Origin of the sequence: Brevibacillus sp. HB1.1 (genome assembly GCF_013332445.1) — a bacterium.
In the GTDB taxonomy this organism is placed as follows: Bacteria; Bacillota; Bacilli; order Brevibacillales; family Brevibacillaceae; genus Brevibacillus; species Brevibacillus porteri.
Genome location: NZ_JABMIV010000002.1, coordinates 820,988 through 844,694, shown reverse-complemented (window position 1 = coordinate 844,694; position 23,707 = coordinate 820,988). Strand labels below are relative to the sequence as shown.

24 protein-coding genes are annotated in these 23,707 nt (G+C 46.2%); 22 read left to right on the top strand and 2 right to left on the bottom strand.

All coding sequences use genetic code 11. The features are described 5' to 3' along the window. Nucleotides 1-101 precede the first annotated feature (101 nt). The 19 genes from HPY27_RS08940 to HPY27_RS08850 all read left to right on the top strand — a co-directional run bounded on the left by HPY27_RS08940 (nucleotide 102) and on the right by HPY27_RS08850 (nucleotide 18,348). Nucleotides 102-1,811, top strand: coding sequence for a methyl-accepting chemotaxis protein (locus HPY27_RS08940; protein ID WP_254612846.1), 1,710 nt, complete (start codon nucleotides 102-104; stop codon nucleotides 1,809-1,811). 24 nt (nucleotides 1,812-1,835) lie between these two features. Further along, the gene (locus tag HPY27_RS08935) at nucleotides 1,836-4,283 is read left to right on the top strand and encodes an EAL domain-containing protein (RefSeq protein WP_174224800.1); all 2,448 of its coding nucleotides are present in this window, start codon (nucleotides 1,836-1,838) and stop codon (nucleotides 4,281-4,283) included. Between the two features lie 43 nt (nucleotides 4,284-4,326). Next, the gene (locus HPY27_RS08930) at nucleotides 4,327-6,777 is read left to right on the top strand and encodes a bifunctional diguanylate cyclase/phosphodiesterase (RefSeq protein WP_174224799.1); all 2,451 of its coding nucleotides are present in this window, start codon (nucleotides 4,327-4,329) and stop codon (nucleotides 6,775-6,777) included. Between the two features lie 141 nt (nucleotides 6,778-6,918). Next, nucleotides 6,919-7,122, top strand: coding sequence for a copper chaperone CopZ (gene copZ / locus HPY27_RS08925; protein ID WP_017247941.1), 204 nt, complete (start codon nucleotides 6,919-6,921; stop codon nucleotides 7,120-7,122). A gap of 102 nt (nucleotides 7,123-7,224) precedes the next feature. Beyond that, nucleotides 7,225-7,851, top strand: a complete 627-nt coding sequence (locus HPY27_RS08920; protein WP_017247942.1) for an NAD(P)/FAD-dependent oxidoreductase — start codon at nucleotides 7,225-7,227, stop codon at nucleotides 7,849-7,851. 91 nt (nucleotides 7,852-7,942) lie between these two features. Then, the gene (locus HPY27_RS08915; protein WP_017247943.1) at nucleotides 7,943-8,266 is read left to right on the top strand and encodes a metal-sensitive transcriptional regulator; all 324 of its coding nucleotides are present in this window, start codon (nucleotides 7,943-7,945) and stop codon (nucleotides 8,264-8,266) included. A gap of 128 nt (nucleotides 8,267-8,394) precedes the next feature. Continuing rightward, complete coding sequence (locus tag HPY27_RS08910) at nucleotides 8,395-9,141, top strand: PIG-L deacetylase family protein (RefSeq protein WP_017247944.1); 747 nt, start codon at nucleotides 8,395-8,397, stop codon at nucleotides 9,139-9,141. A 14-nt stretch (nucleotides 9,142-9,155) separates the two neighbouring features. Further along, nucleotides 9,156-10,931 (top strand): ABC transporter substrate-binding protein, encoded by a 1,776-nt coding sequence (locus HPY27_RS08905; protein ID WP_174224798.1) that lies wholly within the window; start codon nucleotides 9,156-9,158, stop codon nucleotides 10,929-10,931. A gap of 93 nt (nucleotides 10,932-11,024) precedes the next feature. Further along, nucleotides 11,025-12,002, top strand: a complete 978-nt coding sequence (locus tag HPY27_RS08900; RefSeq protein ID WP_173621529.1) for an ABC transporter permease — start codon at nucleotides 11,025-11,027, stop codon at nucleotides 12,000-12,002. After that, nucleotides 11,995-12,849, top strand: a complete 855-nt coding sequence (locus HPY27_RS08895) for an ABC transporter permease (RefSeq protein ID WP_174224797.1) — start codon at nucleotides 11,995-11,997, stop codon at nucleotides 12,847-12,849. The genes HPY27_RS08900 and HPY27_RS08895 overlap by 8 nt, the downstream gene beginning before the upstream one ends. A gap of 6 nt (nucleotides 12,850-12,855) precedes the next feature. Continuing rightward, complete coding sequence (locus HPY27_RS08890; RefSeq protein ID WP_026043020.1) at nucleotides 12,856-13,812, top strand: ABC transporter ATP-binding protein; 957 nt, start codon at nucleotides 12,856-12,858, stop codon at nucleotides 13,810-13,812. 3 nt (nucleotides 13,813-13,815) lie between these two features. Then, nucleotides 13,816-14,862: an ABC transporter ATP-binding protein gene (locus tag HPY27_RS08885; RefSeq protein WP_174224796.1), complete on the top strand. Its 1,047-nt coding sequence runs from the start codon at nucleotides 13,816-13,818 to the stop codon at nucleotides 14,860-14,862. 121 nt (nucleotides 14,863-14,983) lie between these two features. Beyond that, nucleotides 14,984-15,856, top strand: a complete 873-nt coding sequence (locus tag HPY27_RS08880; protein ID WP_035291118.1) for a cupredoxin domain-containing protein — start codon at nucleotides 14,984-14,986, stop codon at nucleotides 15,854-15,856. A 101-nt stretch (nucleotides 15,857-15,957) separates the two neighbouring features. Beyond that, a complete protein-coding gene (locus HPY27_RS08875) occupies nucleotides 15,958-16,707 on the top strand; it encodes a cytochrome c biogenesis CcdA family protein (RefSeq protein ID WP_173621532.1) in 750 nt (249 codons plus the stop codon). Nucleotides 16,708-16,745: 38 nt separating this feature from the next. After that, nucleotides 16,746-17,129 (top strand): rhodanese-like domain-containing protein, encoded by a 384-nt coding sequence (locus HPY27_RS08870; RefSeq protein WP_174224795.1) that lies wholly within the window; start codon nucleotides 16,746-16,748, stop codon nucleotides 17,127-17,129. After that, nucleotides 17,130-17,330, top strand: coding sequence for a hypothetical protein (locus tag HPY27_RS08865; RefSeq protein ID WP_174224471.1), 201 nt, complete (start codon nucleotides 17,130-17,132; stop codon nucleotides 17,328-17,330). After that, nucleotides 17,261-17,488 carry a spore coat associated protein CotJA gene (locus HPY27_RS08860; RefSeq protein ID WP_017247951.1) on the top strand — a complete coding sequence of 76 codons (228 nt, stop codon included), beginning with the start codon at nucleotides 17,261-17,263 and terminating at the stop codon, nucleotides 17,486-17,488. Before HPY27_RS08865 ends, HPY27_RS08860 begins: the two co-directional genes overlap by 70 nt. Further along, the gene (locus HPY27_RS08855) at nucleotides 17,485-17,757 is read left to right on the top strand and encodes a spore coat protein CotJB (RefSeq protein WP_173621533.1); all 273 of its coding nucleotides are present in this window, start codon (nucleotides 17,485-17,487) and stop codon (nucleotides 17,755-17,757) included. Before HPY27_RS08860 ends, HPY27_RS08855 begins: the two co-directional genes overlap by 4 nt. A gap of 21 nt (nucleotides 17,758-17,778) precedes the next feature. Continuing rightward, complete coding sequence (locus HPY27_RS08850; RefSeq protein ID WP_017247953.1) at nucleotides 17,779-18,348, top strand: manganese catalase family protein; 570 nt, start codon at nucleotides 17,779-17,781, stop codon at nucleotides 18,346-18,348. Between the two features lie 94 nt (nucleotides 18,349-18,442). Here the strand turns inward: HPY27_RS08850 and HPY27_RS08845 are convergent, their stop codons facing one another. Continuing rightward, nucleotides 18,443-20,110, bottom strand: coding sequence for a ribonuclease J (locus HPY27_RS08845; RefSeq protein WP_017247954.1), 1,668 nt, complete (start codon nucleotides 20,108-20,110; stop codon nucleotides 18,443-18,445). A gap of 164 nt (nucleotides 20,111-20,274) precedes the next feature. Here HPY27_RS08845 and HPY27_RS08840 point away from each other — a divergent pair, with 164 nt between their 5' ends. Beyond that, on the top strand, nucleotides 20,275-20,694 hold the full coding sequence (locus HPY27_RS08840; RefSeq protein ID WP_174224794.1) for a thioredoxin domain-containing protein: 420 nt from the start codon (nucleotides 20,275-20,277) through the stop codon (nucleotides 20,692-20,694). Nucleotides 20,695-20,783: 89 nt separating this feature from the next. Here the strand turns inward: HPY27_RS08840 and HPY27_RS08835 are convergent, their stop codons facing one another. Beyond that, the gene (locus HPY27_RS08835) at nucleotides 20,784-21,224 is read right to left on the bottom strand and encodes a protease complex subunit PrcB family protein (RefSeq protein WP_017247956.1); all 441 of its coding nucleotides are present in this window, start codon (nucleotides 21,222-21,224) and stop codon (nucleotides 20,784-20,786) included. 61 nt (nucleotides 21,225-21,285) lie between these two features. On the opposite strand from HPY27_RS08835, the gene HPY27_RS08830 reads away from it, so the two are divergent. Next, nucleotides 21,286-23,181: a hypothetical protein gene (locus tag HPY27_RS08830; protein WP_174224793.1), complete on the top strand. Its 1,896-nt coding sequence runs from the start codon at nucleotides 21,286-21,288 to the stop codon at nucleotides 23,179-23,181. 70 nt (nucleotides 23,182-23,251) lie between these two features. Continuing rightward, complete coding sequence (locus HPY27_RS08825; protein WP_017247958.1) at nucleotides 23,252-23,707, top strand: YlbF/YmcA family competence regulator; 456 nt, start codon at nucleotides 23,252-23,254, stop codon at nucleotides 23,705-23,707.

The window sequence follows — 23,707 nt, the reverse complement described above, 5'->3', positions numbered from 1 at the left end:
AAAGTTCAAAAGACCTATAGAAAATGCCGTTACATAAGAGAAAGGGATTATTAAATAACTTACATATTTCACAGAATGCAGGAATAATTCGTAGAATTTCGATGGAGGAAACAACTATTATGAAGTTGACGGTAAGGAAAAAGCTTTTTTTAGGATTTTTGGCAGTGTTATTACTTTTAGTGGCAGTCGCAGGCATTGGTTATTCTCAGATTGCATCCATCGATTCTCGTTATCGGACAATGATAGAAGACCGAATTAACAAGGAGATGCTATCCAAGGACATTATTGCAAGTGTCAGTGAACGACAAAAGTATGCACGAGGATACGTCATTGTAGGCGATGACAGTTATCTGACGGGGTATACGAAGGCAAATGACAGTTATAAAGAGCTTACTTCCGAACTATCCAAAATGGGTATGAATGCTGAAGGGGAAAAACTTGTAACAGAGATGAATGAGCTGCATGCCCAACACGAGGAAATTATTGAGCGGGTTGTAGCGTTAAAGCAACAAAACAAAGTAGAAGAGTACACGCGCTTGGTCAGAGATGAATGTACGCCAGTCGGCGAATTGTTTATACAAAAAGCCCAAGAATTTGTTGCTCTCGAACAGAAACTGTTGGAACAAGATATTGCCGAGCTGGATAGCAATATTCAATCTACGAAGCTCCTTGTTATCTTGCTTAGCTTACTTGCTCTTCTCACAGGAGTAGGTATTGCCCTCATGATTGGACGTGCCATTTCTCGTCCCGTTTTACTGATCACGCATGCAGCAGAACAAATTGCTGCAGGGAACTTGGCCTCAGCAGATATTCAAATCAAGAATCGCGACGAAATCGGTGAACTAGCCCGCCATTTTTCCCAAATGAAGCACAATCTGCAAGATTTATTAGTACGAGTCTCCTTCCATTCACAACAAGTAGCCGCCTCCTCCGAGGAATTGACAGCCAGCTCCGAATTAACACGCCAGACAGCAGAGAACGTATCCCAATCGATCCAAGATATTGCAGCAGGTGCTGAACAGCAAGTAAATGATGCGGAGAATGCCACACAGATTGCCGTGAGCATCTCGCAAGTCATGCAGCAAGTATCAATGAGCATGGATCATGCGATCAGCTCATCCGTTGAAGCGAACAAAACAGCAACCGAAGGCAATGAAGTGGTTGCCAAATCAATCGAACAAATGAATGAGATTAATCAAAGAGTGAGCTCTTCTACCGAAGTGGTCAATATGCTCGGTGAAAAATCAAAAGAAGTTGGTTCCATCATTTCGATTATTACGGAAATCGCGAGTCAAACGAATTTATTGGCGTTAAACGCAGCGATTGAAGCGGCGAGAGCGGGGGAACAGGGAAGAGGATTCGCAGTCGTAGCAGATGAAGTTCGCAAATTAGCAGAACAATCCGCGCAAGCAGCTTCGCAGATCGCTTCCATCATCGGAGATATTCAAAGAGATACGGAAAAGGCGATTCACGTCATGAATCAAGGGGACGTAGCTGTTAAAGAAGGAGTCATCATGATCGAACAAGCTGGAGTTGCCTTCTACAAAATCTTGGGGGTAGTAGACGAAGTCTCAAAAAGAACACAAGAAATGTCAGGACAAATCAATGAAGCCAGTAACGGAACTGTTTCCGTAGTGGAATTTATAGAGGGAATTGCGCATGTTTCAAGGATGGCAGCGGAAAACACACAAAGCGTAGTTGCTTCTGTACAAGAACAAACAGCTTCTATGGAACAGATTACAACCGCTTCCAGTACACTCGCCGAAATGGCAGAAGAGCTGCAGCATTCCATCCGTAAGTTTCAATTGTAAGGCGAGAATAGGCGGGGGTGCCATGTGTTTAATCAAATCAGAGATGTAAAGTATGCATTATCTGCATTGGAAGAGTCATCTGTTATTTCGATCACAGATGAAAAAGGAATCATCACCTACGTCAATCACAACTTCTGCGAAATATCCAAGTTTAGTAGAGAGGAATTAATCGGAGAAAACCATAACATCGTCGATTCCGGTTTCCATCCGCGAGACTATTTTAAATCTCTATGGGAGACCATCAGCCGAGGAAAAGTATGGAAAGGCGAGATGAAAAATCGGGCAAAGGACGGTACGGAATATTGGCTTAGCATGACGCTAGTGCCATTCATGAACGACAGTGGATTCCTTTATCAGTACGTGGCAATCGGGACGGACATCACGAAACGCAAGCAGATGGAAGAGTCTCTATCAAAGACGATGAAGGACTTGCACGATATCAAAAATGCACTGGATGAATCTTCGATTGTAGCGATTACAGACGACAAAGGCGTCATTACCTATGTAAATGACAAGTTTTGTGAAATCTCCAGATACGAAGTGGATGAATTAGTTGGAAATACACATCGGGTCATTAACTCTCGCTATCATTCCAAGTCGTTTTTTAAATTGATGTGGGAAACGATCAAGCAAGGACGTGTTTGGAAGGGCGAAGTGAAGAATCGCGCCAAAGACGGCAATGAATACTGGATGAATACGACCATCGTGCCATTTCTAGACGACCGGGGAGTTCCGTATCAATATGTTTCAATCCGTACGGATATTACCGACCGCATTGAAGCAGAGGCAGCTTTGGCAGAAGCGTTGCAGAACGATTTTCGCAGGACGGTCCAAAACTTGCAAAACTGTGTGTTCAAGATCGTGACAGATCCGAAAGGGAACATCACCTATACCTTGTGTGAAGGGAAAATGGCGGAAGAGCTCGGGCTAACGTCTGAGAGGATGCTGAGAAAAACGTCGTATGAAATCTTTCCTTATGAGGTAGCAGAGCATATGGAAAGCTATTTTCGCAGAGCGTTTGCTGGCGAGCCCGTTACCTTCGAACTGAAACTATCCGGAAATGACTTTTACATTACGTTGTCACCTATTGAGGAAAATGGGGAGATCGTGGAGATGGTAGGCTCCATGATTGATATCACCGAGAGAAAAAAGGCGGAAGAAACGATTCGCTACATGGCCCATTACGATTCCTTAACCAACCTGCCTAATCGAACGCTTTTTCATGAAAAGCTGGCAGAGGCGATGGTCAAAGCAAAACAAAAAGATGAAAACATCGGCGTCATGTTCATCGATTTGGATCGATTTAAAAACATTAATGATACGCTGGGTCACTCCATAGGGGATGTCCTTTTACAAGCAGTAGCCAATCGTCTCATCGGGTGTTTGCGAAAAGGGGATTCTGTTTCTCGACTAGGCGGAGATGAGTTCGCCATCTTTCTCACAGGTGTCACACACAAAGAAGTTGGTGAAATTGCGCAGCGAATCATCACGAGCATGTCCGAATCGATTACGTTAGACCATATCGAAATCTTTATCACACCAAGTATCGGCATCAGCATGTATCCGGAAGATGGAGACGATATTGAAGCGCTATTGAAGCATGCAGACGCTGCCATGTATTTGGCAAAAGAGCAAGGGAAAAACAATTATCAATTTTTCTCGGAGGAGCTACATCAGATTTTAGCCAAAAAGCTACAGCTTGAAAGAGAGCTGCGAAAAGCTTTGGATGAGAAACAATTTACGCTGCACTACCAACCGAAGATTCATTTACAGACGGGCCAGATTATCGGTATGGAGGCGTTGATTCGTTGGGAACATCCAGACCTTGGTCTCATTCCACCTATTCAATTTATCCCGATCGCAGAAGAAACAGGCTTAATCGTACCGCTTGGAGAATGGGTAATGCGAACGGCATGCCAACAGATAAAAGTATGGCAGGAAACAGGCTTTACTCAGCTGGCGGTTGCGGTGAATATATCCTTACGCCAATTTATGCAAAACAATCTCATTGAGATGATTACCTCGATCCTTGAAGAGACGGGCTTATCTCCGCAATACTTGGAGCTGGAAATCACGGAAAGCATGGCGCTAAATGTAGATTATACAATTCGGATTTTGAATCGTTTGAAAGGTCTCGGGATTAGCATCAGTATCGATGATTTCGGGACGGGCTACAGTTCATTGAGCTATCTAAGTCAATTTCCGATTGATCGGCTAAAAATCGACCAATCCTTTGTCCGGAATTTGAATCCACGGAATCAAGCGATTATTAAAACGATCATCGATATGGCACACAACATGAAAATTGCTGTTATTGCAGAGGGTGTAGAAACACAAGAACATGTTGATTTTCTAAAGGAACAAATGTGCAATGAAGTCCAAGGGTACTTCTACAGTAAACCGCTGCCTACGAAAGAAATCGATTCCTTCTTGCAGGTAAATCGTTATGGTGAATCAGGCAGCATGGTTTAAGTGAGACCATCGAGATTTTACAAAAGGAAGGCGGTGAAGGAGCGTGGATCATCAGATACATGGGACGTACGACAGTTTCCTTGTGATACTCTCTTATTTAATCGCGGTTGCAGCTTCTTTTTCTGCTCTCAACCTGGCAGCCAGAGTGAGTACAAGTAAGGGGAAGCATCAGCTACTCTGGTTGATATTTGGTGCCACAACGATGGGGCTCGGAATATGGTCCATGCATTTTGTCGGAATGCTGGCACTTACCCTCCCAATTAAGGTTCTTTATGACATGGAGTATGTCATCCTATCTGTTATTCTTGCCATTTTTGTCTCAAGCATAGCGTTGTTTACCGTCACGAAAAGCAACCTCAATGCAAGACAGCTAGGTATCGCGGGAATTCTTATGGCTGCTGGAATATCTGGGATGCACTACGTGGGAATGGCCGCGATGATTATCGAAATTACATACGATATGTGGATCGTTATTTTATCCATTATCATTGCAGCGACTGCTTCGGCAGCGGCACTTTGGCTCTTGTTTTACTTTCGCCGTGATCAATCGAAATACGCATATTTATATAAATTGGGCAGCTCACTCATTATGGGAGCTGCAATCGCGGGTATGCATTACACCGGGATGGTTGCAGCGCATTTCTACGTAACGGAAGTGCCGACAACAGAGATAGAAACGCAGATCGAACCGGAGACCTTGGCCTATATCATTGTCTTGGCCACCTTTTTACTGATGGGCATTACATTGTTCGGCTTGTTTATTAACAAACGACTCTCGCAAAAAGATACGGTCATTCAGGAAAGTGAAAGCTGGTATCGTTCCCTTTATAAAAATAATGAGTACGGCATTATTTCCTTAGATACAGGTGGATGTATTATCCAAATGAACCCAGCTGTCACGAAGATTGGTGGACTACGGGAGGAAGAATTCATCCATCAACATGTATCGAAAATTGGCATGCATATAGTTGAGGAGAAAAGGGACATCACCAAAGATTCTTTTGCCCAGTCTTTTCAGCCCAATCGTAATAATTTTGAGACGGCCATCTTTCATCCGAACGGAAATCGCGTAGAGCTGAGTGTACTCAATGTCCCGGTTGAAATTGAGGGAGAAGTTGTTGGGAATCACATCATTGTGAAGGATATTACCGAAGAGAATCGCGTGAAAGAAAAAATTAGGTATTTGGCTTATCACGATGAGCTGACCGACTTACCGAATCGAAGAAAGTTTAATCAAGTCCTCCATCAATCTATTGAAAAAAGCAGCCAAGATTCAACCAGCTTTGCTGTCATGGTTCTCGACATCGATCGTTTCAAAATGATCAATGATTCCTTGGGTCACTCCTACGGCGATATCTTTTTGCAGGGGGTCAGCGACAGAATCGTAAAGAGTGCGGAAGGGTACCATGCAACAATTGCTCGTATGGGTGGAGATGAATTTACCATCCTCTGCAAAACACGAGCGGACCGTAGGGAAGCGGCGAGTTTAGCGGATAAGATCATTGAAGCGTTGAAACAGCCATTCTCGCTAAAAGACAGTGAATTTTACATATCAGCAAGTATTGGAACAGCGATATTCCCAGACCACGGAACGGATGCTGTCGCGCTGCTCAAAAAAGCGGATACGGCCATGTACGAGGTGAAAAAACAGGGGAAAAATGGTCACCTGTTCTATACGCCCGAGTTTGATGTGCAATTGCTGGAAAATATTGAGATAGAAAGTGATCTCAGAAAAGCAATTGAACGTAATGAGCTGGTAGTGTACTACCAACCTCAATTTCATGCGGAAAGTAATCGCATGATCGGAGTCGAGGCGCTCGTCAGGTGGAATCATCCGACCAAAGGGATGCTTTCACCAGGAGTGTTTATCCCTATTGCGGAAGAGACAGGGCTGATCTATGAGATTGGTACGTGGGTGCTTCGCGAAGCGTGCAGACAAATGAAGCAGTGGCATGATAGAGGGGGACCGTTGATACCCGTCTCCGTCAATTTGTCCTCCCATCAATTCCACCAACGGAACCTAGTCCAGTACATCAAAAATATCCTCGAGGAAACTAAGCTTGGCCCACACTTTTTGGAACTGGAAATCACAGAGAGCATGATGATGGACCCGGCAGTATCGATCAGTATCCTGCATGAGTTAAACAAAATTGGAACGAGAATTAGCTTGGATGATTTTGGAACCGGTTACAGCTCTTTGAGCTATTTGAAAAAGTTCCCGATCCACAAACTAAAGATTGACCGCTCCTTCATAACAGACCTGTCTCGAAATGATAACGATAAAGCCATTGTGGCCACTATTATTTCGATGGCGAAGCATCTGAAATTGGATGTAATTGCAGAAGGCATTGAAACGAAGGATCAGTTAGATATTTTGACAGAAAATCATTGCAAGGAAATACAAGGGTACTATTACAGCCGTCCATTATCCGCGAATGAGGTGGAGCAAGTGTTTTTTGTTCCCACCAGAAATCATCTCAGCCAAGAAGCGTAAGGAAAAACTCCCCGTCTTTTATAGAGGGGAGCTTTTTTGTAGGTACACAGCAGGAAAATGTAAATTGGGTATTGTATACCCTACAGGGGTATTGTAAAATAAAATCAAATAAAGCTTCCCAAAAACAAAGGAGGATGTAAAATGAATGTCACTTTGAACGTACAAGGAATGTCCTGCAATCACTGCGTCATCTCCATAGAAGGTGCTCTTCAAAAAGTAGACGGGGTTAGCAAAGCAACGGTAAGCCTTGCTGACAATCAGGTAAGCGTGACATTTGATGAATCCGTTGTTTCGCTGGAAAATGTGAAAGAGACCATTGAAGATCAAGGATACGATGTCGTTTAAGCAAAGGTTGTGGGAAAGGCTGTGATTATAAAATTGCAGCCTTTCATAAAGTCTTCGGTTGACTGAATGTTACAAATTCAAATAGTGTAGGAGGAATGCCTTTTGAAGCGTGTACAGTTTGCCGTAAGTCCAGAAATTCGTGTCGGCGGTTCTGTGTTTACACCAACAGATATGGTGGCGATCGGTCAAATCGTTGGCGAGGATGCACAAATTGAACTTTCAATCTTTCAGCAGCTTATTGTCGAGATGAATGAAGAGAAGGCTGACGATGCCAAAAAAGCGCTGCGTGAAAAAGGCTTATGCGTGTACGAAACGGGCTCTGTTGTGAAGAATTTGTCTGTCTGTTCTTTTTGCAAAGGAGCAGAGATTGAAGGGCTAGAGGCAGCAAGAAATTTGAATGATACGATTGCAGGGATGGCCGTTCCTTTTACGATGAGAGTCGGTTATACGGGTTGCCCGAATGCCTGTGGAGAGCCGTTGGTAAAAGATATTGGGATCGTCAAGCGAAAAGAAACCTTTGAAATCTACGTCGGAGGTCAATCGAAAACAATGGAGGCCAAAACAGCCGAGCTCCTGGTCGAGCAGGTGAAGGAAGAACAATTATCCTCCATCGTCCAAAGCATGATTACGTTGTATCAGACGCAAGGGAAAAAGAGAGAGAAGTTTTTCAAGTTTGTTGAGCGATATGGATTGGAAAATGTCCGAAAAGAATTGGGACTGTCTTCCTGATGAATATGTGAATATGGAACTTGCTACGTTTTGAAAATTTAGATTATAATCGAAGCGTATGTTTGCTAGGATGATTAGAGGAGGAATCTCATTGTCAAGTGCAGAATTGAACGTTGTACAGTCTTGTCATACATCTGATCGAAACAGTCATCATTCAGAAAAAACCAAGCAAAACTTGCAGGCGCGACTCAATCGGATTGAGGGACAGATTCGCGGGATTAAAGGCATGGTGGAGAAGGATACTTACTGTGATGATGTCTTGAATCAAATTGCTGCGGTACAATCTGCCTTAAATTCAGTGGGACGTATCCTTTTGGAAGGGCATATGAAATCCTGTGTGATTGAACGTATCCAAGAAGGGGACAGCGCAGTCATTGACGAGCTGTTAACCACGATGAATAAGCTGATGAAATAAAAAGCTTCAGAAATGAAGCTTTTTTATTATTGCGAAATATAGGTTAGTGGGGTATAGTATCATCAAGTCAGAATATTTTCATAATACAGAAAATATCAATCAAACAGGATGATAAGGGAGATGAAAAAATGGGCAAGAAAATGTTGCTGTTAGGTGTGTACGGCATGGAAGTGGTGGAGTGTGGCGGTGCTCTTGCCATTAACGTGAACAATGGAGGGGAATCGTACGCCTCGATCATGCTGTCTAGCGAAAAATCACGCCCGCAGGTTACAGAGGCGGCAGCGGTATTGGGGGTTCAGATGTATTTTCCCGGTTTTCAATCCGGTTATGTAGATGTCAGTCCGGAGTCCAAGAAAAAGCTTGTACGGATTATCCGAGAAGTGAAGCCAGATATTATCATTACGCAGGACCCAGAGCATTCCTTTCACGACTTGGACCCAGACCGTAGACAAGCCATGATTTTGATTTTGGAAAGTATCGCATTGGCCAGCCGTGAGTTTGCTTTAGATGAAATGCCTGGCTTGGAAGCTCACCCGATCCCGACGATCTATTACATGACTCCGCATCATCCCAACTGTGTCGTTGATATTTCGTCGGTGTGGGAACAAAAAAATCGAGCGATGGATGTCTTGCACAGTCAGATGGAGTTCAGTGGCCGACATTTTGAAGAAGCAGTCGATGCGAAGGCAATGGAGGCTATCGTCCCTGGGTTTACCGCGTTACCCTCTGACTACGAAAAGGGAAGAGCCGTGCACAAGGTACTCGATCAAGCCATTCATGTGTATCACGGTTTGGCAACGCATGGTCATTTTGCATTAGCAGAAGCATATAAACGTGATGGGAACTTCCATTTGAAAGAACTGATTAACTACTAGGAGAGAGATGTCGGATGAAGCATAATCGAGTCGGGATCATATGGCTGCTCATCGCTCTGTTTTCCACATTGTTCGTTGTTCCGGCTGGTGCCGAGAATCACAGGGAGGTGAAGCTTGGGATCACACAGGATGAACGCTCCTTGAATCTGTACACATACAATACCGGTTTTCCTGGACTCGAGCTGGTCAATCTTCTCTACGACCCGCTATTTATCCTCGATAAAGGCAACAAACCGATTCCTTGGCTGGTTAAAGAATTCACGGTATCCGAAGACGGCAAGCAATACAAAATGATTTTGCATGACCAAATCTTGTGGCAGGATGGAAAGCCTTTGACCTCAGAGGATGTGAAATTCACCTACGAATACCTGTTGAAATATAAAAAATCCCGCTTTACAACCCCAGCTGCACTCGTGAAAACCATTCAAACACCCGACCCAACCACTGTGATCATGGAGCTTGAGAAGCCTGAACCAGATTTCTTCATTCAACCTCTCGCTGATTTGCCGATTCTTCCGAAACATATTTGGAGCTCTGTGACTGATCCTGATAACTTTAACAATTCCTTGGGGAGCGGCCCTTTCATTTTAGAGGATTACAAAAAGGATCAATTTTATAAGCTGAAAGCGAACCCGCAGTACTTTAAAGGAAAACCGGAAATCGATACGTTAGTCATCCCCATCATCGCAGAAGCTAACGCCATGTTTACAGCATTAAAGGCAGGGCAGCTGGATGTCATCAGTCGCAGAGTCCAGCCGGAACTCGTCAAAGAGTTTGAAAGCAATCCGTCTATTAAAGTGGAAAGAGGCCCCGGTTTTGCTACAACGTTTCTCCAATTCAACGCTGAAAAGTTCCCGATGTCCGATCAAAAATTTCGCCAAGCGATAAGTCTTGCTATCGATCCGCAATACTTGGTAGATACGGTATTGCTCGGTTTTGGCACAAAAGGAAGTCCCGGCTTTATTCATCCAGCTACTTCTTCTTACAACAAGGCAGTCGTACATAAGACCGATGTCGAACAAGCCAAATCCATTCTTGAACAAGCAGGGTATAAAGACACGGACAATGACGGCCTACGAGAGGCGCCAGATGGCAACAAGCTCGAACTCGTCAATCTGGTCCAATCAAACAATCCTTCTAGCATACGATCTGCCGAAATCATTGCGGGATGGATGAAAACCATCGGGATTGATATGAAAGTTCGACCAATGGACCCCGATACCGTGATTAGTCTTGTCTGGCCCGAATATGATGTCACCAAAGGCCGGAATTATGACATGACGATGTTTGGCTGGTCGACTACGATGCAGCTGTTCCCTGCCAGATTGATTGATTTGTTCCACTCCGATCTAGCTGGCAAAGGGGGAACCAATATTGGCGGATTCAAAAGTGCAGCGTTTGACAAGCTGGCTGAGCAGCTCGATGAGACATTGGAACCGGAAAAACGCCAACAGATTATCAATCAGATGCAAGAGCAGGTAGCCAAAGATTATCCGATCGTCCCCTTGTACTATGCAGAGGAAATTAGTGCGTACAATCCCGCTAAATACGATGGGTGGGTATTCCAGGATGGGAAAGGCATCATCAACAAGCTCTCCTTTGTTTCCAATGGCGAAAAAGCCGCTGTGACAACGGAACAGCCAGCAGCAACACCTGCAAGCACGCAAGAACAAGCGAATGCGAATACAGGAAAAGGCACGACCTCGATCGTGACCATTCTCATCATGATCGTCGTCGTAGCGGGTGGATGGTACTTGCTCAGTAGAAGAAAAACGAACAACGAACGGTAAGCATGTTGACAGCTTCCCCTGCAGTCATGCTCCACCAGGTTATTGCGGGGGAACCATTTGCTCCTGTTGATTATCGAAAGAAGAGGTGTACTCATGACCCGATTTCTAACAGGCAAGGTCACTCAATATATTTTCGTTATTTTTATTATGCTGACATTGAACTTTCTCCTCCCTCGTTTGATGCCAGGGAGTCCCCTCGCGTATATAGCTGGAGAAGACATCATGCTTATGACGACGGAAGAGAAGGAGGCCATATTAGAGGCACACGGATTAAATCAATCACTTTTGGAGCAATACTTCATCTATTTGGGGAATATGGCGACGATGGATTTCGGCTATTCCTACCAACAAAAGATGCCAATAACGCAGTTGATTTCGGAGCGGTTGCCGTGGACGCTACTGTTAACTGGATTGAATTTAGCGATTTCTACCTTGTTAGGCGTCATTTTTGGGACGATATCTGCTTGGAAGTGGGGGAAAAGAAGCGATGTTAGTCTCTTGACGATTTTCATGTTTTTAAGCGCGATGCCGTCCTTCTGGCTGGGCATGATTCTGGTAGCGATTTTCGCGGCACAATGGGGTCTGTTTCCTATCTTTGGGGCACAGACGGCATGGAGCAATTTGACTGGCTTAGATCGAGTTACCGACATTGCCCATCATCTCGTTTTACCGTTGGTGACACTCGTATTGATCACCGTTACGACAACCTATATGACGATGCGCTATTCGATGCTGAACGTGCTGGGCGAGGACTACATTATGATGGCCAGAGCCAAAGGCGTTAAAGAAAAAATGATCAAATACCGTCATGCCATGCGGAATGCGTTACTCCCGGTAGCTACGGTATTCATGCTCAGTCTCGGTAATATTTTTGGAGGAGCAACGGTGATTGAAACCGTTTTTGCTTACCCAGGCATCGGCAGGCTGATGTTTGAGGCCGTCTTAAGCAGGGACTATCCGGTGATACAGGCTGCATTTCTTATCATTACGCTGAGCGTAGTCATCGCCAACTTCCTAGCGGACATCTTATACCCGATTCTCGATCCAAAGGTGGGAAGGAACAATGGATAAAAGCAAATGGCTGCAGTACTGGACCATTTTTCAGTCTAGCCGACTTGGGGCGATTGGTACCATCATCCTTCTTCTATTTGTCATTGTTGCGCTAGGGGCACCACTCTTAGCACCTTTTGACCCAGACGAACGTGTAGCAACGCCATTTCTTCCGCCAGGCGGAGATTATGTGCTCGGAACCAATGACGTTGGACAAGACATCTTTAGCGAGCTCCTATACGGCTCGCGCATTTCGCTGACGATCGGTATTTTAGCTGCGTTGTTTTCTATTTTGCTTGGTTCTCTTGTGGGGATCGTTGCCGGTTACTTCGGGGGGAAAATCGATTCTGCTTTCATGAGACTGGTAGATTTGGTACTCGTTGTGCCTTTTTTGCCATTGATGATTTTACTCGCCGCGTTTATCGGTCCGAGCTTTTGGAATCTCATTTTCGTCATTACCGTATTGACCTGGGCATCTCCTGCTAGGGTGGTTCGCTCACAGGTCCTTACGATAAAAACGAAAGGGTTCGTGGAGGCCGCGCGATCAATTGGCAGCAGCGTTCCTACCGTGATGTTCCGTCATATTTTGCCGGGAGTCGTACCGATCGCCTTATCGCAATTCATCATGGCGGCAAGCAATGCCATCTTGTTGGAGGCTTCCCTCAGTTTTCTAGGGCTGGGCGACCCTTTGAATAAAAGCTGGGGAACGACCCTGTATTATGCACAGGCGCGAAGTGCTTTCCTGACAGATGCATGGCTATGGTGGATCTTGCCGCCGGGTGTGTTAATTACAGCGTTGGTCATCGGGTTTGCTTTTGCTGGCTACTCGCTGGAACAAATTTTTAATCCCCGGCTGCGGAAAGGGTGACTAGCCATGAATAAAGTTCTCGTCGTCGAAAATTTGCACACACACTTTTTTACGGCAAATGGTGTAGTAGAAGCGGTTGAGAATGTCAGCTTTCACCTAGAAAAGGGGGAAATGCTCGGACTGATTGGAGAGTCTGGCTGCGGGAAGTCCACCGTGATTCAGTCCATTCTGGGCTTGCTCGAATACCCGGGGAAGGTCATAAGCGGGAAGGCCATGCTGGGTGGAGTCGACTTGTTGCAGGCGCCAGCAGAGCAGATCGAAAAGCTCCGCTGGAAATCGATTTCTGTTATTCCCCAAAGCGCGATGAATGCCTTGAATCCTGTATTTACGGTCGGGGATCAAATCGTGGAAGCGATTTTGTTACATGAAAAAATAACGATGGGTGAAGCGATCCGACGAACAGAACAGCTATTGGAAAGGGTCGGGATTCCGAAGCAGAGGCGCAAGTCGTACCCACATGAATTCAGCGGAGGAATGAAACAGCGTGTAGCCATAGCGATGGCGCTAGCCTGTAATCCGCAGGTCGTCATCTCAGATGAATCGACGACCGGACTGGATGTGTTGACCCAAGCGCAAGTCATCGCGATATTGAAAGATCTGCAACGATCTATGGACTTATCCATTATCCTTATCTCTCACGACCTGCCGATGGTGACAGCTATCTGTGAAAGGATAGCCATTATGTATGCGGGCAAGATTGTGGAATGTGGGACAACGGAACAATTGATTACGAACCCAAGGCACCCGTACTCACAAGGTTTGCTCGCTGCCACTCCCGATATAAATGACCCCGAAAAAGAATGTCGTTCGATTCCGGGGACAGTGCCGCTGCTCATAAACCCGCCAATAGGGTGCAGATTTCATACGAGATGCCAGCATGTGCAAGACAAATGCAAGGTAGAGTCTCCACCATTAAGAGAAGTGCATGAAGGGCATTTTGTATCCTGTTTTGTAGGAGGGTAAGACATGACCGATCCGCAAAAGTCGCAATCCAATAATGATTTGGTGAGGGTGCAAAATTTGGTCAAACGCTTTGAAAAGAAGCAGGGAGCGTTTTTTCGCAGCAAAAAGACGACGGTCTATGCCGTAAACAATGTGAATTTCTCTATCAAAAAGGGGGAGATTCTCGGGATCATCGGGGAGAGTGGGTGCGGGAAAACAACGACTGCCCGAATGATTATGCGGCTTACAAAAGAATCATCCGGTCAAATTCTTTTTGATGGGCAAGACTTGTGCCGATTAGGAGACCGGGCAGTGAGGGGAATTCGGCAAGAGATGCAAATGATTTTTCAGGACCCGTACGATTCATTGAATCCGGGAATGACGATTCTTGAAATCTTAATGGAGCCGCTCCATGCCCATCAAAAAGCGAGTACCTTTGAAAAGAAGAGGGATCAAGTGCTTCAAATTCTCAACCATATCGAGCTAAGACCTGCCGAAAGCTTTCTGCAGCGCTATCCGCATCAGCTAAGCGGGGGACAGCGGCAAAGAATTGCAATCGCTCGAGCGCTCATTTTAAAACCAAAGTTCGTTGCGGCTGATGAGCCAACCTCCATGTTGGATGTGTCGGTCAGAATGGGCGTTTTGCAGCTATTAAAATCATTGAAAGAAGAAATGGGTCTGACGATGCTGTTTATTACCCATGACCTGTCGACGGCTGCCTACATGTGTGATCGGATAGCTGTCATGTATCAAGGGAATATCGTCGAGATCGGACCGACCCATGAGATTCTGTATCATCCCTCTCACCCTTACACACGCGCACTCGTAGCCGTGGTATCCGATCTCAATCATTTTCTCAAACATAGGCAAGAGCTGATAGTAGATGGGGAAGTGCAGAATGAAGGAATCCAACGAGGATGTCCTTTTCTTGCCCGCTGCCCCCATCAGGTTGACCACTGCCGGAATATGAAACCTATGCTAGAGCGAATCTCATCCGACCACTATGTTTCATGTATCCATCATCAGGGGGAATTTGAGAGCGCAAAGGCTGCCAATCGGTATGCGAACTAGAAAAGGTGTGAGCCCTCTCGACAGTAGTCAGAGGGTTTTCTTGTTGTTTTGTCCTATTTTGTTGACGTAGGACATACTTTACAATGTGGAGAATATACTCGGGGGTGGTATCTTGAGCGCGGTGTATCAGGTCCTGATCTATGTCGGTTTCGCTTATGTTTGCTTTACATGGTTTATATGGCGACGAAAGCAGGGAATCGATCATATGCAAGGCATGATGAGCACGATGTCTGTCAGTATGATGATTGGGTTGATCGGTGGGTTGATCCTCGGCGATGTTTACAGGGGAGACCTTTATGTATCCACCATGTGGGGAATGCTGGCTGGTGGACTGTCTGGTTTTCTGCTAGGAGTTCCTTTGTCGATCCTGAGTATTGTAGAAGGAATTTTATCGGGTGTGATGGGCGGGATGATGGGCGCCATGCTAGGAGAGATGGTTCCCAGTGAAAAAGTAGAGCCTCTCCTGTTTGTTTTCGTCATGCTCTATACGGTATGTATGCTGCTCGTAGCCAAGCTGATTGATTTCAATAAAAAAGAAACGAAGTTGTCCTCCTTTTTTCATCATCCAGGCACTCCAGCTGTGTTGCTGCTTGCCGTCTTCTTCTGGTTTCAATCATTACCGTTTCCATCCCCGGCTCTTTATGCAGGCGATCGCGCGACAGAAATCACCCTCACAGCCGTCGACTTTTCGTATAAACCGAACCAATTTACCGTGAAAAAAGATACGGAGATCAAAGTTGTCTTTCAAAATGATGGCAATGTAGAGCACGATATCGAGGTTGTGTCTCATGGGAAAATCGTTACGATTTCAGAATCAAGCAGCGAACATCATCATGGAGCAATGGCTGAAGGTGTGGTTCATTTGCACGCCAAACCAGGAGAGTCTGTTGAAACCGTGTGGAAGGCATTGGAGGAAGGAACCTATGAATTTTATTGTACGATCCCTGGACACAAAGAAAGCGGCATGATAGGACGCTTGCAAGTGACGGGATGAAGCAAAGGAGAGGCGAATCATGCCTTTCTTTTTTTCTTCATAGTTTCCTCACAACCTTTCTGTAAAATAAACGAAAAGGAAGACCCACTCGGAGGAGAAGCATGGATTGGTATTCGTACTTGTATCAATATGGAGCATGGATCAGCAAGCCCTTTTCCGATTTGTATTACGGAATGGGCGAACAAGCACCGTTGATTGGAGCGTTGTTGCTCGGGATCGTTGGCGCATTTGCACCGTGCCAGTTATCGGGGAATGTGGCTGCTTTTACTGTGTTCGGGAAGAATGTCGTCGTCAGAGGTGGCTTTCGTAGTCATGTCTGGATGTTCATCCTTGGCAAAGCAGTCGTGTATTCCGCTTTGGGAGCAATCGTATTTGCGTTCGGTGAACAACTCTCTACACAAGCGATTCCTTTGTTTCAGTGGGCGAGAAAGCTACTAGCTCCGATGTTTATTTTGATTGGATTGTTCTTAATCGGATGGATTCGACTGCCATTTCTACATACGCAATCATTTGAGGAAAAAATCAAGCGTTTTTCGGAGCGATTTGAGGGAAAGACACAATCCTTTTGGCTTGGCGTTGCCTTTTCCCTCGGGTTTTGTCCGACGATGTTTTGGCTCTATTTTGGACTGACGATGCCTTTGATGTTCACGAGCTCGTTCGGCCCGATCATTCCCACTGTATTTGCACTTGGCACGGCGCTTCCATTGCTCATCGTATTACTGCTGCTTGCCGTCGCAAGTGATAGCCCTTCTCTCATGAACAAAACGAGGAAATGGGGTACGGTCACGCAAAAATTGGCTGGAATCGTGTTTATCCTGCTCGGTATTTCGGACTTTATGGCATTTTGGTAAGGGTGAAAGACAAGATAGAAATCGAAGAGGTGGATAGGATGAAAAAGAGATGGATAGTGAGCGCTCTGTTGGTGGTTCTCGCTACTATAGCCCTCGTATTTGGGAATACCAAACCATCTTTGCAAGTCATTGATTCAGGACAGTTGTCGCAATGGATGACGGATGAACAAGAGATGGTGATTGTGGATCTGCGCGAGCCCGAATTATTTGAAGAGGGAAGAGTCCCCAATGCCATCAATATTCCTTTTGCAGAAATCAATGAGAAGTTTACCAGTATCCCCACAGACAAAAAAGTCGTCTTCGTCTGCCATACGGGAAGGATGGGAGTGGAGAGCGGAAACCTCCTGCTAGAAAATGGATACAAAGATGTTGTGAATCTGGACGGTGGCATGGCTAGGTGGACTGGACAGGTGGAATCGTAAATGCTGGACCGCTTTCTTTTTATGGAGGAGAGCGGTTTCTTCGTTTTGTGGGATCAATCACGCCTACTGGGTGGGCTGCATAGTGTAGTCATGAAGGAACAGACATTGCAAGCTGGAGGAGGATTTTGGCATTGCATTCGCAAACACGCGACTATTATCCGTACGTTGGTCCCTATGATCCTTGTCCGCCGATTCGGGTGAAGACATACCAGGTACCCCCTCAGCTGTTCATGACATTTCAGCCGGAGAACTTGCCGCAATACAGCCCGATGGAAGCGTTGAGATTAGGTACGTTATGGCCGGCACTTTTTAGCCCCTATGATCCCAGACTGAGTCATTTGGGGAGGGAGCACTCATGACAGCTGAAAATAGATTTGGCGATGAACAATATTACGCATTGCTTGAACAACTGCAAGCGATCGACTTTGTACTGGTAGAGCTCAGTCTTTATTTAGATACGCATCCAACCGATCAGAATGCGCTCCAGCAGTATAACGATTTAACGGAGCAGCGCTGGGGTTTGGCAAACGAATATGAGAAATCGTACGGGCCTTTGCAAAATCTTGGTCGCAGCTATTCAGGGTATCCGTGGCAGTGGAATGATGATCCATGGCCTTGGCAAGTTTAGAAGAGAGGGATAACGAAACCGATGTGGATCTATGAAAAAAAACTGCAGTATCCGGTTCGTGTCAGTAAGTGCGATGTAAGAATGGCGAAGTATTTGATTGAGCAATACGGAGGGGCGGATGGAGAGTTGGCAGCCGCTCTGCGCTATATGAACCAACGGTATACGATCCCAAATAAAGTGGTCGGATTATTAACGGATATCGCTACCGAAGAGTTTGCGCATCTCGAAATGATTGCCACGATGGTGTATAAGCTGACCAAAGACGCGACTGTCGAAGAGTTGAAGGAAGCGGGACTGGGTGACCATTACGCCAATCATGATCGGGCGCTCTTTTACAACAATGCCAGTGGCGTGCCGTGGACGGCTGCCTATATAGCTGCCAAGGGCGATCCGATCGCGGATTTGTATGAGGATATCGCGGCCGAAGAAAAAGCCCGCGCGACGTATCAATGGCTGATTGACATGACCGATGATGTTGATTTGCAGGACAGCTTGAAGTTTTTGCGGGAACGGGAAGTCGTTCACTCTATGCGTTTTCGCGAGGCTGTAGAGATATTGAAGGAAGAGCGGGATTCGAAGAAGATATTTTGAGGGGAAAAAAGAGAGCTGGTGGGCTCTCTTTTTGTTTCTATGGCTGCTTCGGTTCAAAGGCAGGTGGAACGACTATGATGAGAAGTCTTTTCCCTCACACATCCATAATAATCGGCAGGATCATGGGTCTGCGCTTTGTTTTGGCATATACGAATTTCCCAATCGATTCCCGCATTCCTTGCTTCAAGCGGTTCCACTGACTCACATTCGCTTCCTGCAGATTGGTGATCACCTCGGATGCAATGCGAGTGGCTTCTTCCAAGAGACCCTCTGATTCCGGGGCATAGATGAAACCGCGGGAAATAAGGTCAGGACCCGACAAAATCTTGCCGTCGGTTTTACTGCGCGTCACAACGATCACGAGAATGCCATCTTCCGAAAGATGCTTGCGATCCCGTAATATTCCATTTCCTACATCACCGATTCCCAAACCATCTACCAAGGTATTTCCAGCAGGGATTTTTCTTTCCTGTACAGCTACACCATCCTGAATATCCACGACATCTCCGTTATTTACAATGAAAATGGACTCGAAATCAACGCCGACGGATTCAGCCAACAGACGATGTTGATGGAGCATCCGATACTCACCATGAATGGGGATGAAGTATTTTGGCTTCATGAGAGTGAGCATGAGCTTCAACTCTTCTTGGAAGCCATGCCCGGACACATGCATGCCTGTCCCAGAGCCATAAATTACGTTGGCGCCCATAATAAACAAGTTATCGACGATGCGCGCTACATTCCGTTCGTTTCCTGGAATAGGGGAAGAAGAGAGGATGACGGTATCGCCGCGTTCTACTTTAACGTGCCGATACCCGGAGGTCGACAATCGGGATAAGGCTGCCATCGGTTCGCCTTGGCTTCCCGTGCATAGGACAGCGACACGGCCTGGATCGAGCTCGCTCACTTCTTCTATTTCCACCAACATGTCTTCTGGTATATGTAAATAGCCTTGTTCCGATGCGATCTTGACCACATTGACCATACTTCGGCCAAGCAAAGCTAGCTTTCGATTCGTCGCTTCTACCGCATCAATGACTTGTTGCAGGCGGTATACATTGGAAGCGAACGTCGAGACAAATATTTTCTGCCGTGCCTTACTGAATGCTTCTAACAGACGATCGCCCACGTTCTTTTCTGATGGAGTGAAGCCTGGGCGCTCCGCATTGGTACTTTCCGACAACAAGGCTAATACACCTTTCTGACCGATTTCGGCCATTCTGTGCAAATCGGGGGATTGCTTATGCACCGGCGTTAAATCAAATTTAAAATCGCCCGTATGCACAATAGAGCCTGCTTTTGTCTCAAATACAACACCCAAGCAATCAGGAATGCTATGGTTCGTCTGAAAAAAGCTGATCGTGAGCGAGCCTAATGAAATAGTAGAGAGACGATCGATGGAGATAAGGGTGGACTGATGAAGCAAATCATGCTCCTTCAGCTTCAATTCGATAAGTCCTAACGTTAAGCGGGTACCGTAAACAGGGACGTTTAATTGTCTTAAAAAATAGGGAATGCCCCCGATGTGATCTTCATGACCATGCGTGACAATCAAGGCTCGGACTTTTTCCTGATTTTCCAGCAGATAACTAATGTCCGGTATGATCAGATCAATTCCTAAATAACTCTCATCCGGGAACTTCGATCCACAATCAATGAGGACGATTTCATCCCCGCATTGAATCCCGTACATGTTTTTGCCGATTTCATATACTCCTCCTAAAGCAAAAATAGAAAGAGTTTCATTCCATGCATTCATACGCAGTCACTGACCTCCCCAAAGCATCTTGTGGTTACTTTTACCTATTGGAATGCTGAGTATGTATGGATAGCAGGTTAAATCAATCAGCAAAAATGGATGAATGAACCAATCAGGAGTCGGGCACACTGGGGTAAGACTCATATTGGAAGGGAGCAGCTCCGGTGAAAACCAAACGATTTCTTTTCCGCTTGTTTCTCTTGATTGCCATTGCGGCTGGTGTGGAATGGTTTGTGTACGCGAACCAACAAGCGCAAACCGAAGTGGTAGCAGACGAGTCGCACGCTCATCATGCAGCGCCGACACTCGCTGTGACGCATACCCTTGAGAAAGATGATTTGCAACTCAAATTGGCCGTTACGAACTTCTCTTTTTCCCTCGAAAACATGGGGAAAGAAAACAAGCACGGGGAAGGTCATGTTCATTTGTACCTCGACGGCAAAAAGATCGCCAAAGTATTTGAGCCTAGCTATGTCATGAAGGATATCCCAGCTGGGAAGCATGAGGTCAAGGTAGAATTGGCTCATAATAACCACGAGTCGTATGGTGTTGCAGAGAGCTTTTTCATTGAGGTAAAGCCCTGAATAAGCAAGGGTAACTGTTGGAAAAAGGAAAAAAGCCGACTTCGATACGCCTTGTGGCATTCGAACTGTCGGCTTTTTTCGTGGATAGACTAGCGCATATGCACACTGACTTTTGCTTGCTGGTCTGGCAGGGCAATCACCAACGTCGGATAGCTGATGACTTGTGTTTTCATCGAACCTGGAGCTGGTGCTTGTACCCGAACGTGTACGGCAAAGGCATGAGGGCCAGTCCGCTTGACTTGGTCCGCCACTAAACGATATCCTCCTGTAGGGCGCTGTCCTGCACCTACGACTACATAAGATTTTCCATTGGCACGAACAATAGTGTGTCCGCCATTTTTTCGAACTTTCTTCAAAGCTTCCTGCACAGCGGGCGGATAGGGAGCTGCAACGGCCTCGTAAGCAGCATCTGCTTGTACAGCCTCTTTCGCCACAGGCTCAGATACGGTAGGATGTTGAGGTGACAAGACTTGTGTACCCGTTACTGCCAAGGTTGCTGTTAAGAGTAAACTAGGAAATACATGCAACATCAAGATCCCTCCAATTGGTAAAAGTAATGAATCGAACATCATATAAACTGAGGTGACAGGCGTGCGTGTGAAGGATTCGCTGGAATACCTGTCCGAATCAACGCGACAAGCGATTCTACATGAACAGACCAAACGATATCAGATTGCCGAAGAGCAAGAATTAACAGCGAGATTGTTGGACCCCGCTTTTATTGGGCAAGTATGGGAACAGGCAGATGAGCTGGAACGAGCCGTTATCCGGCTTTTCGTAACCAAAGCGACGAGAGGTTTTTTTAGCAAACGAGCTTGGGAACGCGAAACGGCAAAAGAGCACAGACATCTGTCAGTCGGCTTGACGAAATTGCGACGGCTTGGACTGATCTTGACTGTACGGAAAATGTGGAGTGAGATCGGCTATTTGATGCCACAAGAGGTTCGAGAACAGTTGACGAATCAAATGCTGCCGGAAGCCTCTCAGGCTTTTGTTTCTCTTTCAAAAACGCTCCCTTATTATATATCAGCAGGCAGAGGGATACAGCTGGATCTTTTTGGGCTTTTGTTGTTTATTCGAGACAACCAAATTCCTATAACGCAAAAAGGAAGCATTCATCGCAGGATGTCGCAAAAAATGCTGCCGCTGCTCTCGTTTACAGACGAGCATGTAAAAGGAATCGTGATTCCGCCGCTCGATCAGGAACAAAGAGAGGGCTTATCTTTGACCGTTGTCCTTGATATTGCGCTCAGACTGGGCTTGGTGCATAGGGAAGAGCGAGAACTCGTACTCGATCTCAATCGAACGAAGCAATGGCTATATCAACTGCCGCTCGTACGTTGGGAAGAGATGTACCAACTCGTCATGGAACAATTTTTGCCGCATGGCGATTGGTGGGAATTTTTCATTCAATTGATGGGACAGGTTCCTGTCGAGCAGTGGTGTTCCATCCAAGAGCAATTGCGCATGCTAAACGAAGCAGGATTCCCTTTACCCGACAATGCAGAGGAGCTCATTGTGGAGCAATGGATGCATGTACTGTTAGGGTTGGGATGGATTCAGCTCGGGATGGACGAGGAGCGAGGGGTTTTTTGGCGTTGGAGCAGCTTGCCGCGATTATCGTCGGAGGAAGGCTGGTTTGTGGACCCCACAGGTGCCATTACAATCCCTCCACTTGTTCCATTGCTGGATGTATGGGAGATCAGCCGATTTTGCCAGCTCCAATTTGATGGGCAATTGATTCGGGGAGAATTGCAAGCAAGGCTGTTGCAATCGTATTTGGCTCAAGGAGGGACGGAGGAGCAAGTCATCGAAAAGCTCCGCGCCTCCTGTGTGCATCCGTTGCCTGAGAGCTTGATTGAGGTTGTGAGCCAATGGGCGAGAACAGCAAGGCAGATTCAAATGGAGCCGTACTTCCTCGTGCGGACAGCACATGCTGGATTTCTGGAGGAATGGCGCGAAATTCCTGACTTTCACCCATTTCTTACCCAAGTGATATCGCCGAATGCGTTTTTAATTCCACACTCGCAGGAAAAAGAACTAATCCGTTTACTACGTCACTTCGGTTATGAGCCGCAAGTGCTGTCACATGTTGCTAGCGCAAGCAAAGAGCTCCAGCCGCATCAAAATAGTCAAGCGGGGAATAAAGGCCTGCTTCTCATTGAACGGCCTTGGGACGGTTATGCTATTGAAAACACGTTCCCTGAGCAAAATGAGCAAATCGCCGCACTACCCAAAATGTGGACGAAGCATTTCCAATCGTATCATCCACAGTCCATGCGGGATTTGTTTAAGCGCGCAATAGAACTGAAGCTGGAAGTCGAGATCCAGCAAAACGGCAAAGAAAAGCTGCGAGGGCTGCCGACAGAAGTACGCCTGGAAATGGGGTACTGGATGGTTACGATTGCCGGACAGGGCGGCAAACAGTGCTACCGTCTCGACAACATTGAGCGAGTGCGCATTGTCGTGCCCGAATATCTGTACTAAGGGTGTGCATCGTGATACAATCAGGAATGACGTAAGGTTTTCACTTTACGGCGAAAGGAGGTCTCGCTTTATGGAAACATTGGAAGCTGTGGATATGACACAGTTGATCATGGAGTCTCATGAGCTGTCCACGATGATTAACCACTCGCGCGAGGTCTCAGATTATCTGGAGGCCAAACGCCAAATGGAAGCAGATGAGGAAGTGCAACGTCTGCTCGTCGTGTTCGAGGCTAAGAAGGAACAGTACGAAGATGTGCAACGGTTCGGGAAGTATCACCCGGATTACAATCATATATCCAAAGAAGTACGGGAACTGAAGCGCAACATTGAACTGAGGGATTCCGTACAGGCATTCAAGCGAGCAGAGGATGCTCTGGATGAGCTCTTGTATCAGGTGAGTAGAACCATTGCTCATTCCGTCTCGGAAACGATAAAGGTACCGAGTAACAATCCATTTTTAGAGGCGCAGGGCAGTGGTTGCGGGACAGGTGGAAGCTGCGGCTGCAGTGTGAAAAAGCCATCGTAA